This window comes from Lentzea miocenica, assembly GCF_033949945.1.
Lineage (GTDB): Bacteria > Actinomycetota > Actinomycetes > Mycobacteriales > Pseudonocardiaceae > Lentzea > Lentzea miocenica.
In genome coordinates this window covers 129,138-146,230 of sequence record NZ_JAXAVW010000019.1, presented here as the reverse complement: position 1 = coordinate 146,230, position 17,093 = coordinate 129,138, and the positions used below count along the sequence as shown (strand labels likewise).

Here is a 17,093-nt window from a genome sequence, read left to right as displayed (position 1 = left end):
CCGTCGCAGGGCCGGAATGGACGTGCGCGACTCCCTGCCGTGGCTCGCATCGCGAACGGGGCTGGTCAGGTGATCAGAGCTCGGTGTTGATGATGGCCTCCACCAGCACCTCGCCGTCGCTGGTGAGAGCGACCCCGTCCACGTCGACCGTCACGAGGCCACGCTCGGCCAAGGAGGCGAACTTCTCCCGCCACGGGCTTTCGTGCAGGGACCTGCCGTAGACCGCGCGGTGCAGATCCTCGCGAACCGGCTGCAACGTCGACAGGGCCATCTTCACCGCCCGCGCCTCCTGCGCGGCGGAGTCGAAGCCGGTGGCGGACCCCAGCGGCACCCTGCCCTCGTCGACGGCGGCCGCGTAGTTCTTCCAGTTCACGTCGGTGATCGCCTCGGAGCTGCGGCAGCTGGAACTGCCGCCGAGGCCGATCGCGACCTCGGCCTCCTGCTTGTCCTGGTCCACCATGATGGACTTCCACTTCTCCGGACCGAGGCCGTCGCGGGCGAAGTACATCGTCGGGTGTTCGGTGTAGCCGGCGGCGCGCAGTCCGTCGGTCAGCACCTCGCGCATCCGGTACCGCTCCTGCAGCGTCGGCCAGAAGTGGCCGTTCTGGACGAGCTTCTCGCGGTACGCCGGGAGCTGCCACGGCGCGGGTTGCTCCCCCGCCACGCCGGTCCTGGTCTCGGCGTACGACTTCAGGTGCAGCTTGGTGCACACCACGGCGGTGATCTCGTTCTCCAGCACGATGTCGAGGTCGCGTTTGACGCTGTCGACGGTCTGGTCCAGCAGCCCGTACATCAGGTCGATGCTGACCCACTCGAAGCCGGCCGCCTGAGCGTTGCGCACGAAGTCGACGCACATCTGCGCCGTGTGCTCGCGGCCGCACTCCCGCAGCACGTCGTCGTCGAACGACTGCACGCCGCTGGACAGCTTGGTGCAGCCCAGTTCCCGCAACACGTCGAGCTTGGCCGGGGTGAACGTGCTCGGGTCGCCCTCGAAGCGGATCGTCGTGTCCTCGGTGAACCCGAAGTTGTCCTGGTAGAAGCAGAGCAGCCGCCGGATCTCCTTCTCCGGCAACAACGACGGTGTGCCACCGAAGACGTTGAACTCACCGACGGGGGCGCCGGCCAGCTCCGGCACCCGTTGCAGCCAGAGTTCGGCCTCCCTGATGTTCCAGTCGACCCACCGCGTCAGCTTCTCCTCGGCCTGGCCGCCCTTGACCAGCACGACCGGGTACTGGCAGAAGCGGCACTTGTAGGCGCACGTGGGGATGTACGACCACAGGTGAATCGGAGCGGTGCCGACGAGCTGGTCGCTCAGGTCGTCGAGGAAGTCGTCCACGCGGTAGCCGGGAACGTTGCCGGGGAACACATGCGCGCCGAACGGATCTTCGGTGACGTACTCGAGCAGGTGCGCGTTGGCGGGGTCCTGCAGGGCCGCCCACACCTCGGGCTCCCCGTCCGTCAGAACACGGTCCATCAGAACACCCCTCCGTTGCCGAAGTAGTTGTGCGCCTCGCCGGACTCGCGGTCCTCGCAGTAGTACTTCACGAACTCCGCGAACCTGTCCTCCGGCACGTCGTCGAAGCACTCCGGCAGGGGCGGCGGGAACCCGATGTCCTCGCCGACGGTGGCGCGCAGCCGCGCGAAGATCTCGTCCCTGAACTCGAAGTACAGCCGGTAGGTCGGTGTCTTGTAGGAGTGGATCGGAAGGAAGTCCACGACGCTCATCTCGGCCCTGATCTCCGCGATGCGCGTGCCGATCCGACTCGCGAGATCCTCGCCGAAGAACGCCACCACGGCGTCCTCGTCCAGAAAGGACGGTGTGAGCAGGACGGGCAGGATGGTGTTCTTCGGCGTGAAGTCCTTGATGGAGAACTCCCACGCCTGCAACGCTTCCGCCTCGGTGAGGTCGACAGCCCTTTCCGGCGCCTCCGGCCTGATGTCACGCATGACGATGATGCCGTCGTTGCCGTACGCGCGGCCGGCGATCACCTCGTCGAGGGCGTGGTTGACGCGCCTGGGGTTGATCTCGACCTTCGACCGCGGCGCGTAGGTGATGTCGTGACCGGAGCCCCGGACCTTGATGCCGAAGTCCCAGTCGTCGGAGAGGTGGTTGACGAAGCGCCCGTGCTGCAGCTGGTAGAAGATCTCGATGCCGCCGACGCTCTCGTAGGCCTCGCGCTCGACCGCGAAGCCCTTGCCGTCCGGGAAGCCGCCGAACAACGAGAACGTCACCGCCCGGCACCGCAGAGTGCGCTGGATCGCGTCCCACAGTCGTGGCCTGCCAACAAAATGCTCGGCGCTGTAGTAGTAGTCGCACACGCCGATCGCGGCCTTGTCCTTCTCCATCGCCACGAAGAGTTCCACGAGCCACCGACGGTCGACGCGGCAGTCCGCGTCCGCCGACACCAGGTAGAAGCGCTCGCCGGGGTCCCTTCTCGCGCGGCTGCGGTGGGCGGCGAACTCCATGCCCGTCCTGCGTGCGGGGGCGACGCCCTGCTCGGGTTCGCCGATCACGTGCAGGGGGACCTTCGAACGCTCGGCGAACGCGCGTGCGATCGCGACCGTGTCGTCGGTGGAGTTGTTGTCCACCAGGACGATCTCGTACGTTTCCGGATCGATCTCGTCCTGGTCGTGCAGGGACCGCAGCACGTCGTGGATGTTCGTGGCCTCGTTGTACACCGGCAACACCACACTGAGCCGCACGTGCTCGCCCATCGCGGGCGGAAACAGGTCGCTCACCAGCGCGTTCGCGGCCGCACGGTGGTGCGTGCCGAGCTGTTGGTTGTGCGCCACCACTTCCGCCCGCCTCTCCGCGTTCGTCATGAGATCCTGAACCTGCCGGGCGAACTCCGGCGTCGGCAGGTCGTGTGCCACGATGTCCAGCACCGGCGCCTGGAAGCCCGCGTACACCGTGTCGTACAAGGCATAGCTGCTCGCGATGTACGGCACGCCCGCCGCGATCGCCTCACCGATCGGGTTGCCGTAACTCTCGTAGTCGTACGACGTCAGAAACGACACGACGTCGGCGTGCGCGAGCAGGTCACGCACCGAAAACCCGTTCCCGGTCGACTCGCACGGTTCGAGCACACCACCGAACACGACGGGAACCTGGAGCTCCGCCGCTAGCTGACGGAGCTTTCCAGTCTCCTCCGGGTTCTCCTCGGTGTCACCGGCGACGAACAGCCAGGTGCCCGGAAGCCGCGCGACCAGGTGCAGATCGCGATCGATGCGCTTCTGCGGGATGATCCTGGTGAATCTGGCGACGATCTTCGCGTCCCGCGGAACGCCGTAATGCTCGCGGAAGTCCGGGCGCGCCGGACGGCTGGGCGCGGTGAAGGTGTTCGGGAGGACGTCCAGGTAGCGCAGGTGCGGCATCCACTCCAGCGTGCGCCGCTTCGCTTCCTCGTGCAGCGCGAAGTAGTGGATGTGCGGCGAGTTCACCATCGGAGGCGTTGACGGGTAAGGGAAACTGCCGTACTTGGCCGGTTCGCTCTGCCACATCAGGTCGTGGTCACGCCACAGCACATATCGCCCGAGGTCGTGGGCCGCGCCGTACATCGCAATCGCCCGGTACAGGGCTTTCGTGTAGGTCACGTTCTCGGGCAGCGTGCCGTTCTCGACCATCACGAGCGTGACGCCGCGGTCTTCCCAGGTCCGCACGATCGCGTCGGCGAGTTCCGCGACGATGCGATCGGCGTCCGGAACCTGGTCGTGCCGCACGGCTTCCAGGGTCGCCGCCACGAACTCCCGGTCGTACCCGGCGATGCGCGCGACGCCGTCCACGCGATCGAGGGTGATCCAGTCCGGCACGCGTTCGTGCTGGTAGGGCTGGAAGAAACGTCCCTTGTCGGCCTTGATGTCGTAACCGAGGTCGAGGTGAACCCGATACCCCTGGTCAGCAAAGGACTTGGCGATCTTGATGAACTCCACCACCACACCGGACATGGCGGTGGCGTCGAACGAGACACCCCAAAGGACGGGCACGGGCCGCTCCGCTCCGAGTGGCTAACTCTCGATCGAACGTAGCATGAAAGCGCTCTCCTGACGGGTTGCGTCTCAACAGGCCAGTTGGTCCTTTTAGGACGGTGTCCGGCGAGGTCTGCGAGGGGCGGCTTGGGCGAGCAGGGCCAGCGTGGTGTGCGAGGGCGAACCCGCCGGTGCGGTCGCGACCACGATGCTCGGGCCCGGCCCGCTGGCCAGGGTCTGCTGCGTGACGACCAGCCGGCCGACCAGCGGGTGCCTCATCTCGTAGACCGCCGTCGCACAGGCTTTGACGCGGTGATCCGCCCACATCGAGGCGAAGTCCGGGCTCCTCGCACTCAGCTGTCCCACCAGCTCGTGCAGCGCGGTGTCGTCCGGATGCTGTCCCGCCATCAGGCGGAGGTTCCCCACCACCGCCTTGGCCTTGGCCGGCCAGTCCGCGTACAGCTCACGGGTGTGCGCGTCGAGGAACACCAGCTGCGCCATGTTCGGACGCCGAGGTGCCGCCACGGCGTGGAAGTCCAGATGCCCGGCGAACAACGCGTGCCCCAGCCCGTTCCAGGCCAGCACGTCGCTGCGGCGGCCGAGCACGATCGCGGGGACGCCGACCAGCGCGTCGAGCAGCTGGCCGGTCGCCTCCGACACGCGTTCGGGAGCCTGACGACGCGCCCGGCGGGACTGGCTCGCCGGCCTGGCCAGGGCGTGCAGGTGCTGCCGTTCCGCCTCGTCCAGTTGAAGTGCGGTGGCGAGCGCGTCGAGCACCTCTGGCGACGCGCTGGACGAGTGCCCCTGTTCGAGCCTCGTGTAGTAGGAGCTGCTGACACCGGCCAGGAGCGCCAGTTCCTCACGGCGCAAACCCGGCACCCGCCGCCGCTCGCCGTAGTCCGGGACGCCGGCGTCCTCGGGACGAAGCTGCGCGCGCCGCGTCTTGAGGAAGGCGCCCAGCCGTCCGGATTCGCTCATGGATCCCAGTATGGGCTCGAGCCGGGCGCGTTACCTGTCCCTGCCAGGGATATGCAGAGCCGGGAATGGTGCGCCCACGGGAAGAGCAGTGCAATTGATTCCCATGAGCACCAACGAAGACATCGAGACAGTGGACGCGTCCGACTTCACCTTCACGCGTCGCGCGTGGATCGCAGCTGCCCCTGCCGACCTGTACCGCCTCGTCAGCGATGTGCCCGCGATCAGCCGCTGGAGTCCCAACGCGAGTGATGTCGCGTTCGACGAAGGCGCGGGGCCCGAGGTCGGCGCGTGGTTCAGCGGCCGCAACCGCAGGAACGGCAAGGAATGGACCACCCGCTCCCAGGTGGTGAAAGCCGAACCCGGCAGCGCCTTCGCTTTCGTGGTCGACGGGATCGTCGAGTGGACCTGGACGTTCCACGCCCGAGGCCGCGGCACCGTGGCGGAACAGTCGTGGCGGCTGCTCCGGATGGATCCGGTGCTCGGCAGCACCCGCGCGGACTTGGCCGCGTTGCGCGACTACATGGCGGCGAGCGCCGAGACCACGCTGATCGCGCTCGCCGAATGGGTCACGACGAACTCGCCGTGAGTCAGGCCAGTGCTTTCACGGCGATGTAGTCCGCGATCGCTTGTTGCCCAGCGATGTTCGCGTGCACGCCGTCACCGGTGTCGTAGGGCGGGTTGATGCTGTTCGGTTTGATCGGGTCCTCCAGCACCTGGTCGAAGTCCATCAACGACGTGCAGCTGTCCGAGCAGTTGCTGCCCCGCTTCACGAAGTCGTTGACGGCGTGGCGATCGACGTTGTTCTGGTTGGTGTAGCCGGGGCGCGGCGTGATCGGGGTGACGTGCACGGCGATGCCCGCGGCGTGCAGACGGGCGAAGACTTCGCGGTAGCTGGCGACGATGTCGTTGGACGAGCAGCCGTTGGCCAGGTCGTTGGTGCCGTAGTAGTAGATGACGTCGGTGACGCCGTGCAGGGCTAGAACGTCCCTTTCCAGGCGCGCCAGGGCGTCCAGGCCTGCGACCGGCGCCGGGGAGGACGGGCAGACGGCGCTCGTGGTGCCGCTGATGCCGGCGTTGGCCACGGTCAGGGAGGTCAGACGGGCTGTTTGCCGAACGTGTTCTGCACGCGGATTCGGACGGCGGTGCCGCCCTGGCTCAGGTGCGTGATCATCCGCATCGACTGGTTGTGCAGGGTGACGGGGGCGAGGTGTTGCTGCGACTGCGCCCACGAGGTGAACCAGGCGGGGCGGTCGGCTTCCGCGGTGGGCGTGAGGAGTGCGGCGACCAGGACGGTCAGCGAGAGAGTGCGCAGGGTTCTCATGGTCACCAATGTGCACCATCTGTGACCCTGCGACTACGCAGAACCACGGTCGTCGTCGCCGACTACAACGGCTAGGTGAGCGTCCAGGTGGCGGTGTCGGTGTAAGCGCGGCCATCTCGCGTACCGGTGATCGTCACGGTGTTGGCGCCTGGCCGCAGGGTGATCGGCCACGTGTAGATGTGGTCGGATGCCGGCGGTTTCGGGGCGCCGACCGCGACGCCGTTCAGGGTCAGCTGGACGTTGTCGGTGGTGCCGTAGGCGCGGACCGTGGTGGCGGCGGTGGTTCGCTGGGTCCAGCGGGCGCTGTTCAGGTGCACGAACGGGGTGTTCGTCCAGTTCGCCTTGTACAGGTAGAAGGAGTCCTTGCGGACCGCGCGGTCGTAGGTCACGAGGCCCTTGTCGTTGCGGCCCAGGGTGTCGCCTTCGGAGCGGCTGTCGACGGCGAAGTCGAACATGTTCCAGACGAACGTCCCCCACAAGAAGGACCGGGTCTTGAGCTGCGCCCACGAGTTCTCGTGCACCAGGGTCTGGTACTCCTCCGGGTGCCAGCGCGAGGTCGTCACGGGCGGCTTCGGGCTTTCCTCGTGCTGGGCGATGCTGCCGCCGGCGCCGTACTCGCTGAGCGCGATCTTGCGGGCCGGGTCGGCGGCGTGCAGGCGGTCGGCCCAGCCGCCGGGGCCGGTGCTGCTGTTGTCGTACCAGCCGTAGTACTTGTTGTAGGCGGCCAGTTCGGCGTGGCTCGACACCGGGTCGCGGTCGCCGATGTGGCTCGCGTAGGTCGAGTGCCGGCCGGAGTCCTCGGCGCGCACGGAGGCGGCCAGGTCGCGCAGCAGGTTGTTGGTGGCGGTGTTGCTGGTCTTCTGCTCGTTGCCGATGCCCCAGAACGCGATGGACGGGTGGTTGAAGTTCTGGCGGATCATCTCCAGCAGTTGCTGTTGGGCGTTCGCGCGGAACGCCGCGCTGTCGGTCACCTCGTTGACCAGCGGGATCTCCGTCCACACCACGTAACCGCGCTGGTCGGCGAGGTCGTAGACGTGTTCGGCCTGCTGGTAGTGGGCGGTCCGCAACGCGTTGACGCCCATCTCGTCCATGAGGTCGAAGTCCTGGCGCTGATCGGCCTGCGTCACGGCCCAACCGGCGTTGAGCCGGTCTTGGTGCGCGTTCACGCCGTTGAGGCGCAACGGCCTGCCGTTCAACGAGAATCCGGTGCCGGCGTCGACCGCGGTGGTGCGCAGGCCGAGCGGTTCGGTCACGACGTCCTTCACCACACCGGTGTCCGCGTCGATGATCTCCACGCTGGCGCGGTAGAGGTACGGGTCGGCTTTGCCGTTCCACCGGTGCGGGCGCGGGATCGTGAGCGTCTGCACGGTGTCGAATCCGGTGGCGGCGTTGACCGAACGAGTGGCGGTCACGCTCTCACCGACAATGACACCCGCGTGATCCACCACGACCGTGCGAACCTTTACTCGTGCGGCAGAGGCACGGTTGTTCCACGCCTTGGTGGTCACCTCGACACTCGCGGACGCGTCGGACAAAGACCGTTGGCGCAGATAGACACCGGGGCCGCCGGAGTCGCCCATGCGGACGCCGAGCAGGTCCAACGCCGTCAGCGAGACGTTGCGGTAGATGCCGCCGAAGAACGTGAAGTCAGCGGACAGCGGCGCCACGTCCGCCACCGCGCGGTTGTCGGCCCTCACCGCGATCACGTTGTCCTGGCCCAGTTTCAGGGCCGAGGTCACGTCGTAGCGGAACCCCGCGAAGCCGCCGCGGTGCTGGCCCAGCTTCACGCCGTTCACCCACACGTCCGCGACCTGGTTCACGCCGTCGAACTGCAACCACAGGCGCCGCCCGGACAGCGTTGCGGAAGGCGTGAAGTGCTTGCGGTACCAGCCGATTCCCCGGTAGTAGTTCGAGCCGCCGTCCTGGCCGTCCTGAGCGTTCCAGGTGTGCGGGACGTTCACGGAGGTCCACGCCGAGTCGTTGAATCCCGGCGCCTCGGCTCCGGCCGCGTCCGCGCGGAGGAACCGCCAGCCCGCGTCGAGGCTCACCTGCGCGCGTGTCACCGGTGGCACGTACGCCGAAGCTGCCGGTGCACCAACGAACATCGCCGAGATCAGCACGAGCAACGCCAGCAGACGTGTCATGCCCCGAACGCTATTGGCGCTGCTGACACGGCGTCAACGGACGGTCCTAGTTCCGGTACAACGGGTTCGGGTAGTCGACGTACCGGCTCGCCGCGCCTTCGGCTCGCGTCCAGCGCAGCAGCAGGTTCGCCTTCGCCGGCACGAACCGGCTCTCCAGCAACGACAGGATCGGTTCACATCCGTGATCCCTTGCATACGCAACGAAAACGGCGCGCACCTCAGCCCACACGTCCAGCCCGGGGTGACGATCCAGCACCGCGCCGGCGATCTCCACGAGGTGGTTCACCACGAGGCAGTACTGAAGCCGCTCCCAGCCCTTCGCCTCGGACACACCCCGGCCTTCTCCGTCCACTTCGGACAACAGCTGGGCGTGACGCGGCAACAGGCGCATGCCTTCGGGATCGCGGTAGATCGCCTGGACCGGCGCACCGGACGAGTCCACACCGACCAGGACGTTCTGCAGATGGCACTCCATCACCACGCCGTGCGCGAAAAACGCGTGCAGCACAGGAGGAACGACGACCGAGACGTACTGCCGGAACCACAGCAGCGCGCCATCGGCGTCCAGGCCGTCCAACGGATTGCCGTCGAACCCCTCGCTGATTCCGGCCGCCAGCAACGGGGTCACGCCGGGCAGGGTGTGCTGGCGAACCCCGTCACGCACCACGACCGCAAGTCCCTCGAAGGAATCCGGCGAAGTCCGGTAGCCGCGGTCGATCAGGAACGCCGAACCGGGACACACCGACGCGATGTCGGCGAACACCGGTCTCAGCAGCCGGGCCAGCGGCGGGATCCAGCTCAGGTCGTGGGCCCACAACCGGCGCACGTCGTTGGTGATCCGCACGTCGAGGCTGAACTTGTAGAACAGATCCGCGGCCGGGTCGTAGACCGTGCGCACCGACGACGTCGGCCACACCTCGTGATCGGCCACCGGCCCAGAGCGTCCCAGCAACGAGAGCTGCCAAGGATGTGCCGGCAACACACCGGCGGGCAGCGGCACCTCGCCGTCGTCGACGAACTCACCTTCCAGGTGTACCAACGAAAATCGCGCGTGCACCTCGGGCGCGTACGGCAGCCACTCCGACGCGGGCAGGCCCCCACGACCCTTCGGCGCCGGGTGATAGCGGTGGCCGGCGATCAACGCCTGCTCGGAGCGCTGGTAGAGGTCGGAGGGCGGCGCGGCGCGGGCGGCGAGAACGGCCGCGATGGCGGACCGCGACCCCGCGATCTCGTCGAGGAAACCGACCGGCGGATCCCCCAGCTCCTTGGTGATCAGCACCGCGAGCTCCTGCCACGAAACCGGCTGCCACGATCCGGAGAACATCTCGGGTTCCGACAGCCAACGGCCCTCCCGCGCCCGCAGCAGCACGTCGGTGCGGGGCAGCCGGATCGTGCCGCCAGGCCGCTGCTCCCCCACCTCGCGGCGCAGGCAGTTCAGCAGGGCGGTCGAGGTGATGCCGTCGGGATCAGTGATCGTTTCCACCGGTGTCCGCTTCCCTCTGGCGATGTGTCAGGATCTGATCATTCTGACGCAAACGCCGATCGAGACCGAATTCGCCGCAGCCCTGGACGGCGAGCGCGCCGAGCGGTTTCTCGCGGCACTGCCGGGAGCCCGCGCGGCGATCCTCGCGCGCCTGCGCCGAGCCCTCGCGATCGAACCGTTGCCGCAGGTCAGCAGCGCAGAAGCCGAGTACGTCCACCCGGTCGACCTCCTCACCGCGCTGCGCTGGCGCGACTCCGGGAGTTTGATCACCGAGGTCGCCCACAGCGTGGCCGGACTGGCGCTCTCCCGCACAACGAGCCCGCTCACGACTCCATTCCTCGAACGGTCGCTGGAGGAGCACGAGCAGAGCGTGGTCGACGGCCATCCGCTGCACCCGTGTTGCCGCAACCGCACCGGTTTCACCGCCCGCGACCACCTGGCGTACGGCCCCGAGCACCGCCCGGTCGTCGCGCTGCGGCTGCACCCCACCGGCAACCACGTCGTGTTCGGCGACTGGCCCGCCGAACTGAGAGACGGCTCGCAGATCCTCCTGCCGCTGCACCCGTGGCAGGCCGACCTGCTGAACATGCCCACGACCGGCACGCTGGACGCCCGCCCGTTGATGGCGCTGCGGACCCTGTCGACCGGCGCCTGGCACGTCAAAACGACGCTGAGCGCGCAGATCACCTCGGCCGTGCGGGACATCTCCGGCGGCTCGATCGCCACGGCCACCACCGTCTCCGACTTCCTCAGCGCAACGGTCGAAGGCATCGAGTTGCAGCACAACCGGGCGTCGGCTGCGGTGCTCACCGACGGCGAACCGGACCGCGCGCTCGGCGTGATCCTGCGCGACAAACCCGTGCCACACCCGCAAGAAACCCTGCTGCCGCTGGCCGCGTTGTCCGCGCGACCGGTCGACGGCGGCCCTCCCCCTGTCCGCGGCCTCGGTGACCCGGTCACGTGGCTCGCGGAGTTCGCCGAACTGGCCGTGCCGCCGTTGATGACGTTGCTCGCCCGCGGGGTGGCGTTGGAGGCGCACGAGCAGAACCTCGTCATCGGCCTCGTCAACGGCAGGCCGAGCCGGTTGATCTACCGCGACCTCGCCGACATCCGGGTCAGCCCGCGCGCGAACCTGCCAGAACGCCTGCACGCGAGCCCAGAAAGCCTGCGCGCCAAGACGCTCGCCACTTTCTTCGCGACCGCGTTGACCGGGCTCGTCACCGCGCTCGACGCACCGGCGGCAGAACTCTGGCAGGCGGTCGCGAAGGCGGTTCCGGACACACCCGATCGGCACGCGTTGCTGCACGACCCGATTCCGGCCAAACCGCTGACGTTGATGCGGCTCGACCCGGCGACGACGGCGTGGGCGTACCTGCCGAATCCCTTCTAACCCAGCAGCGTCTCGCGGTGTTGCCACGCCAGCGACAACAACGCCGCACCGGCCGCCTGAGTCGGCTCGTGGTGCACGAACCGCTCGATGTTCGAAGCGGTGAACGGAAGCCCCTCCAGCACGCGGCCTTCGTCGTTGTGCGACACCAGCTCGCCGAACAGCTCGTCGAACTCGGGAGCCTCGATCACCGCGACGGTCAGCATGTCGGTGGCGAACGTCAGCGGGTCCACGCCCATGCCGAGGTAGAACACGCGAGCCGCCGAAGTCAGCTGCCGCGCGAACGGCCAGCTCCCGTAGTCGGCGGAATGGATCTCCGGCACGCCCAGCAGCTCCTCGGCGAACTCGCGGATCATGCAGTGCCACAACGAGAAGTCGCTGTCCTGAGCGCCTTGGAAGACGCCGACGGGCAGCACCTGGTACATCCCGCCCGCGTGGCCGACGCGCTTCGGGTCGCGCCAGTGCAGGAAGAACGTCGACTCACCAGGCGAACGGCGGATGGTGAGAGTGCTGATGGCGACGTTGGCCGGACGGCGCGTGAGGTCACACGGGTTGCCGACAGAAGCACGCAGCGGCAGCTCGGAGGCATGGCCGAGCGTGCTGGCCGCGTACTCGTGCGCGCACGCCTCGCCCACGTCGATGCCGTCGAAGTAGGAGCCGATGCCGAACGTCAGGTGCCGGTCGGTGAAGTCGAGCAGGCGGTAGGTCTCGCGGTTCTGGAACACGGACGGCGCGGCGAGGGCGGCCATCGCCTCCGAGTAGCTGCCGAAGCCATCCGGTAGCTCGGATCGCACGCGCGGGAACTCCCCGGAGCCCCGCAGCTCCAGCGAGAGATCGGCCAGCGGGATCGGGGACGGCGGCGTCCAGTGCGGGGCCGTGAGCAGGGGCGTGCCGGCGACTTTGGGCACGTCCGGGTACTCCGAAACAGCCTTCAGCGCCAGGGCGTGGCGGTGTTCCAGCAGGTGGGCGCGCACTTCGAGCCACTCGGCAGACGTCGGCATGCGCCCATTGTCAGGCGAAGAGGAGACCAGGACCGCGAACACGGCTACATGACCGGGCCACCCTGTCTGACCCGGTCTCCGCTCTACGAGGCGGTCAGGCTCGCCAGCGCCTGGACGCGTGGACCACGTCCCCGACAGCACGGGCAAGGCTTCCGTCGGCGTCGACGTGGCTCTCGTACTCGACGGCCGGAAGCGGCTGGGCCACCTCGGGCGGTGCCTCGTACGGGTCGCTGTCTTCCCAACGCAGCCTGCGTGCCGTCTTCACGAACGCGACCGCCGCGGCCAGCAGCAGCACGCCGATCGCGACCGGCCACAGGACCGATTCCGCGATCGCGATGGCGAACTGGACCTGGGCCACCACGACGAAAACGACAGTGAGCCCGACCACCGACCACGGGGCCGATCTACCATCGCCTCTACGTCTGGCGGCACCGGTTGCCCCCATTGGCGTCACCTCCACCGATGTTGCCTGGACATCGGCGATTGATCGCACGGAGTTACAGGGCCAAGCGTACTCCTCGATCGTTTGGTTGCATTCCGTCATCTTCGGAACATCCGCTCACCAGGCTTTAACCCCTGCACAGCGCGTGCGGGATTCACCCTGTGGTGTGATCATCAACTCGTGTCAGCTCAGCACGCGGGAGACCCCGCCGCATTCGCCGCCGATGTTCTGGACGAGGGTCCGGCCGAGCTCGAGTACGAGCCGGGCGTGGCTTCGCGGCGTCCCACCAAGACGTGTGCCGGTGGCGCGCTGATCCGGGATTCCACCGGACGCGTGCTGTTCGTGGTGCCGACGTACAAGCCGGTGCTGGACATCCCCGGCGGCATGACCGAGGACGACGAGTCCCCGAAGGCGGCGACCGTGCGCGAGATCCGGGAGGAGCTGGGGCTCTCGGTCGCGCTGGGACCGTTGCTCGTCGTGGACTGGACGCCGCGCAACGGCGTGTGGCGCGACTGCCACCAGTTCGTGTTCGACGGCGGCGTTGTGGACGATGCCGCGGCCTGTGATCCCGAACTGTCCGGCGTGGTCTACCTGACGCTGGAAGAGGCCCGCCCCAAGATCTATCCGTCACTGCATCGGCGGCTCACCCTCGCGATCGCCGCCCTGGAGAGCGGTACCACGCGGTACGCCGAGTTCGGCCGGGAAGTCTGACGCCCGGAGAAGCAATAAGCTCCCGGCATGGACCTGAGCGCGTTTCCCCGAGTCGCACTGGGCAGCTGGCCGACCCCGCTGGACGACGCCCCGAGGCTCGCGGCCGCGCTCGGCAGCCCGCCTGTCCTGATCAAGCGCGACGACGTCAACGGCCTCGGCGCGGGCGGCAACAAGCTGCGCAAGCTCGAGTTCCTGCTCGGGCAGGCGATCGAGCAGGGCGCGGACACGATCATCACGTTCGGCGCGCTGCAGACCAACCACGGGCGCCAGACGGCCGCGGCGTGCGCGAAGCTCGGGCTGCGGTGCGAACTCGTGCTCACCGCCAAGGTGCCGATGACCGGTGACGCGTACGAGAGGTCCGGCAACGTCGTGCTGGACCACATGTTCGGCGCCAACGTGCAGATCTGCGCGGACGCCGACGAGACCGTGCGGGCCTACGAGAAGGTCAACCACGACAAGGCCGTCACGCTGCCCGTCGGCGGGTCGAACGGCCTGGGCGCGCTGGGCTACGTCGCGGCGGCCGTCGAACTCGTCGGCCAGCTCAACGAGCGCGGCATCGACAAGGCGACCATCGTCGTGCCGGACGGCAGCGGCGCCACGGCCGCCGGCATCGCGCTCGGCACCGAGCTGCTGGGCTGGCCCGGCACCGTGCACGCCGCGAGCGTGTCGCACACCGCCCAGGACGCGCGGCAGGAACTCCACGCGCTCGCCACCGCGGCCGCAGAACTCCTCGGGAAGCCGGCTCCGGAACTCGGCCACGTCACCGTCACCGACGACACCATCGGACCGGGCTACGGCGTGCCGACGCCGGAGATGTGGAGCGTGCTGAAGCTGTTCGCCGAGACCGAAGGCGTGATTCTGGACCCGGTCTACACGGGCAAGGCGGCGGTCAAGTTCCGCGAGGTCGCGCCACGGAGCGACGTGCCCGTGGTGTTCCTCCACACGGGTGGTCTTCCGGGCTTCTACGGCTACGCGCCGGAGGCCGTCGCGCAGTTCTGATGTCGAACTGACCAGGATCTGTCCGTGATTTTTCCCCGAACGACCGGGCATCCGCGTGGTCAGTACTCTGGAGTCGTGACCGACCTGGCCGACGACCTGAGCCTCCTTCGCGACCTCGAACGGCGGTTGCTCGTCTACAAGTTCGGGATCGAGGAGCTGATGACGAAGCTCCGGATCCTGAGCGAGGAGTTCGACTACGTCCACCAGCACGACCCGATCGAGCACATCACGAACCGGGTGAAGAAGCCTGAGGGCATCCTGGAGAAGCTGCGGCGCAAGGGCTTCCCGCTCGAGGTCGACCGCATCGGCGACTACCTGGACGACATCGCCGGCGTGCGCGTGATCTGCCCGTTCGTGTCCGATGTGTACCGGGTGTCGGCCATGCTCGCCCGTCAGCACGACCTGAAGATCCTGCGCACCAAGGACTACATCGCCGCCCCGAAGCCGAACGGGTACCGCAGTCTGCACCTGATCGTGGAGATCCCGGTGTTCCTGTCCGACCGGGTCGAGCACGTGAAGGTCGAGGTGCAGCTGCGGACCATCGCGATGGACTTCTGGGCCACGCTGGAGCACAAGCTGTTCTACAAGTACGACGACAGCCCGCCCGCCGACTTCGTGGACGAGCTGATGTCGTCGGCGATGATCGCGGCACAGCTGGACGACCGCATGGAGTCGCTGCACCGTCGCATCCACCAGGACGATCACTAGTGTGAAGAACGTCCTTCCGCTGTGCGCAGCAGGCTTCGTCACCGCGTTCGGCGCCCACGGCGTCGCTTCCGGTCTTGGCTTCCTGCAGACGAACCTGCTCGCACTGGGTCTCGTCCTCGCCATCTACGACGGCGCGGAGGTGCTGCTCAAACCGGTCTTCGGCACGCTGGCCGACCGGATCGGCCCACGCCCGGTGCTGCTGGGCGGCCTGCTGGCCTTCGCCGTGGCCAGCAGCGCGTTCGTGCTGATCGACAACGTCGCCGTGGCGCGGTTCGGGCAGGGTGTCGCCGCGGCCGCGTTCTCCCCGGCGGCCAGCGCGATGGTCGCCCGGCTGACTCCGGGCAACGCGCGCGGCAGGGCGTTCGGGCGGTACGGCGCGTGGAAGGGCATCGGCTACACAGTCGGCCCTCTGCTCGGCGGCCTGCTGATCCACTTCGGCGGCTTCGACGTCCTGTTCCTCACCATGGCGGCGCTCGCGGTGGCCGTGGCCGCGTGGGCGTTCGTGGCGGTGCCGAACCTGGAACCCCTGCCCCGCCAACGGCAAACCGTCACCGACCTCGTGAAGCGCCTGTCCCACAGCGACTTCCTCCGGCCCACGGCGGCACTGGCCGCGTCCACCGCGGCACTGGCCACCGGAGTCGGCTTCCTGCCGGTGAAAGCCGCCCAGCACGGCCCGATCGTCACCGGTGCCGCGGTGTCGCTCCTCGCGATCACCGCGGCACTCGTGCAGCCGCGCGTCGGCAGGGCTCTGGACGCCGAACGCATCGCCACCCGCCGTGGCACGCGGATCGGCGTCCTGACAGCGGCAGCGGGTTTCGCCGCCGCGGCGGCGATCCCCGGTCTCGCCGGTGCGCTCGTCGCGGCCGTCCTCATCGGAGCCGGATCCGGAATCGTGACCCCGCTGGCGTTCGCGGCTCTCGCCAGGTCCACTCCGGACGAACGGATGGGCCAGACGATGGGCAGTGCCGAGGTCGGCAGGGAACTCGGCGACGCGGGCGGCCCGCTCCTCACCGGCGGGCTCGCCGCGGTCGCCTCGCTGCCGGTCGGCCTGCTCGGGCTGGCCGTCGTGATCGCCCTTACGGCTTGGTGATCTCCAGCTGCAGCTCGGTGGTCCACTCGGCGGGGTCGCCGTCGCCGTAGTTCAGGTAGACCTCGCGGGCGAACCCGTTCTGCCGGTACCCGTTCGCCTCGATCCAGCCCGCCACGGCCTGGTAGGTGACGTCGACGTCGTCCATCGTCCCCCGGTGCACGATCGTCGCGGCCGACGTCAGCGCCGGCAGGTCCACGACCTCGAACTCGTAGGCGTCCGACGGCTCGACGGACACGGTCACCCCCGCGTGCACGACCACGGCGTCACCGTCGGCGGGCTCGTAGGTGGCGATCCCGTACCCGGTGATCGGCACGCCGGCGCGGTCCAGCCGGGTCATCAGCTCCGGGTACAGCGGTTGGATGACCGGACCGATGTCCTCGGGCCCGTACGACGCGGCGGTCGCGGTCAACCGGGCGACACGGGCGGACGGAACGGGCTTCACAACAACGTCGTCGGTAGGCATGGCGCCTTCCCTTTCAATGGCGCGGAGACGTGCCTCAACCCGCCGCAACCGCGACTCGTCCGCAAGAATCTGCTGTCGCAGCTCGGCGCGGCGCAACGAAAGCATTCCGTGCAGCTGCTCGACGGAAAGCTTTTCGTCGAGCACGATTCGAACCTGGTCGAGCGTGAGACCGAGGTCCTTCAGCGCGACCAGCCGGTTGAGTCGTTGCAGCTGGGCCGCGGTGTAGAAGCGGTAGCCGGACGACGGATCCACGTGAGCCGGCGGGAGCAATCCCACCGCGTCGTAATGGCGCAGCATCCGCACCGACACGCGCCCCAGATGGGCGAAGTCTCCGATGGTGAACATGACTGCTCCTGTGTAGGGGCTGACACGGTGTGAGGGTCAAGAAATGATGGTTTGA

General features: G+C 68.2%; 16 protein-coding genes. 6 read left to right on the top strand and 10 right to left on the bottom strand.

Annotated elements, in window-relative coordinates:
* Positions 1-73: 73 nt before the first annotated feature.
* The 3 genes from SK803_RS23820 to SK803_RS23810 form a co-directional block, all read right to left on the bottom strand.
* Positions 74-1,474, bottom strand: a complete 1,401-nt coding sequence (locus tag SK803_RS23820; RefSeq protein WP_319968282.1) for a radical SAM protein — start codon at positions 1,472-1,474, stop codon at positions 74-76.
* Positions 1,474-3,984 carry a glycosyltransferase gene (locus SK803_RS23815; protein WP_319968281.1) on the bottom strand — a complete coding sequence of 837 codons (2,511 nt, stop codon included), beginning with the start codon at positions 3,982-3,984 and terminating at the stop codon, positions 1,474-1,476. Before SK803_RS23815 ends, SK803_RS23820 begins: the two co-directional genes overlap by 1 nt.
* A gap of 93 nt (positions 3,985-4,077) precedes the next feature.
* Positions 4,078-4,944: a helix-turn-helix domain-containing protein gene (locus tag SK803_RS23810; RefSeq protein WP_319968280.1), complete on the bottom strand. Its 867-nt coding sequence runs from the start codon at positions 4,942-4,944 to the stop codon at positions 4,078-4,080.
* Positions 4,945-5,047: 103 nt separating this feature from the next.
* Here SK803_RS23810 and SK803_RS23805 point away from each other — a divergent pair, with 103 nt between their 5' ends.
* The gene (locus SK803_RS23805; protein ID WP_319968279.1) at positions 5,048-5,530 is read left to right on the top strand and encodes an SRPBCC family protein; all 483 of its coding nucleotides are present in this window, start codon (positions 5,048-5,050) and stop codon (positions 5,528-5,530) included.
* A gap of 1 nt (position 5,531) precedes the next feature.
* On the opposite strand, the gene SK803_RS23800 is transcribed toward SK803_RS23805, so the two are convergent.
* The 4 genes from SK803_RS23800 to SK803_RS23785 all read right to left on the bottom strand — a co-directional run bounded on the left by SK803_RS23800 (position 5,532) and on the right by SK803_RS23785 (position 9,892).
* On the bottom strand, positions 5,532-6,026 hold the full coding sequence (locus SK803_RS23800; RefSeq protein ID WP_319968278.1) for a GDSL-type esterase/lipase family protein: 495 nt from the start codon (positions 6,024-6,026) through the stop codon (positions 5,532-5,534).
* An 11-nt stretch (positions 6,027-6,037) separates the two neighbouring features.
* Positions 6,038-6,265 carry a hypothetical protein gene (locus tag SK803_RS23795; RefSeq protein WP_319968277.1) on the bottom strand — a complete coding sequence of 76 codons (228 nt, stop codon included), beginning with the start codon at positions 6,263-6,265 and terminating at the stop codon, positions 6,038-6,040.
* 71 nt (positions 6,266-6,336) lie between these two features.
* Positions 6,337-8,409 carry a glycoside hydrolase family 2 protein gene (locus tag SK803_RS23790; RefSeq protein ID WP_319968276.1) on the bottom strand — a complete coding sequence of 691 codons (2,073 nt, stop codon included), beginning with the start codon at positions 8,407-8,409 and terminating at the stop codon, positions 6,337-6,339.
* A gap of 46 nt (positions 8,410-8,455) precedes the next feature.
* Positions 8,456-9,892: an IucA/IucC family C-terminal-domain containing protein gene (locus SK803_RS23785; protein ID WP_319968274.1), complete on the bottom strand. Its 1,437-nt coding sequence runs from the start codon at positions 9,890-9,892 to the stop codon at positions 8,456-8,458.
* A 22-nt stretch (positions 9,893-9,914) separates the two neighbouring features.
* On the opposite strand from SK803_RS23785, the gene SK803_RS23780 reads away from it, so the two are divergent.
* A complete protein-coding gene (locus SK803_RS23780; protein ID WP_319968273.1) occupies positions 9,915-11,282 on the top strand; it encodes an IucA/IucC family siderophore biosynthesis protein in 1,368 nt (455 codons plus the stop codon).
* Here the strand turns inward: SK803_RS23780 and SK803_RS23775 are convergent.
* Complete coding sequence (locus tag SK803_RS23775; protein ID WP_319968272.1) at positions 11,279-12,280, bottom strand: hypothetical protein; 1,002 nt, start codon at positions 12,278-12,280, stop codon at positions 11,279-11,281. The genes SK803_RS23780 and SK803_RS23775 overlap by 4 nt on opposite strands.
* A 94-nt stretch (positions 12,281-12,374) precedes the next feature.
* Positions 12,375-12,641, bottom strand: coding sequence for a hypothetical protein (locus SK803_RS23770; RefSeq protein WP_319968271.1), 267 nt, complete (start codon positions 12,639-12,641; stop codon positions 12,375-12,377).
* Between the two features lie 261 nt (positions 12,642-12,902).
* Between SK803_RS23770 and SK803_RS23765 the strand changes: the two genes are divergently transcribed.
* The 4 genes from SK803_RS23765 to SK803_RS23750 all read left to right on the top strand — a co-directional run bounded on the left by SK803_RS23765 (position 12,903) and on the right by SK803_RS23750 (position 16,230).
* The gene (locus SK803_RS23765) at positions 12,903-13,433 is read left to right on the top strand and encodes an NUDIX hydrolase (protein WP_319968270.1); all 531 of its coding nucleotides are present in this window, start codon (positions 12,903-12,905) and stop codon (positions 13,431-13,433) included.
* A gap of 27 nt (positions 13,434-13,460) precedes the next feature.
* On the top strand, positions 13,461-14,432 hold the full coding sequence (locus SK803_RS23760) for a D-cysteine desulfhydrase family protein (RefSeq protein WP_319968269.1): 972 nt from the start codon (positions 13,461-13,463) through the stop codon (positions 14,430-14,432).
* A 75-nt stretch (positions 14,433-14,507) separates the two neighbouring features.
* The gene (locus SK803_RS23755; RefSeq protein ID WP_319968268.1) at positions 14,508-15,140 is read left to right on the top strand and encodes a GTP pyrophosphokinase; all 633 of its coding nucleotides are present in this window, start codon (positions 14,508-14,510) and stop codon (positions 15,138-15,140) included.
* A 1-nt stretch (position 15,141) separates the two neighbouring features.
* Positions 15,142-16,230, top strand: coding sequence for an MFS transporter (locus SK803_RS23750; RefSeq protein ID WP_319968267.1), 1,089 nt, complete (start codon positions 15,142-15,144; stop codon positions 16,228-16,230).
* On the opposite strand, the gene SK803_RS23745 is transcribed toward SK803_RS23750, so the two are convergent.
* The gene (locus SK803_RS23745) at positions 16,217-17,038 is read right to left on the bottom strand and encodes a MerR family transcriptional regulator (RefSeq protein WP_319968266.1); all 822 of its coding nucleotides are present in this window, start codon (positions 17,036-17,038) and stop codon (positions 16,217-16,219) included. The two genes, SK803_RS23750 and SK803_RS23745, sit on opposite strands and share 14 nt — an antisense overlap.
* Positions 17,039-17,093 lie beyond the last annotated feature (55 nt).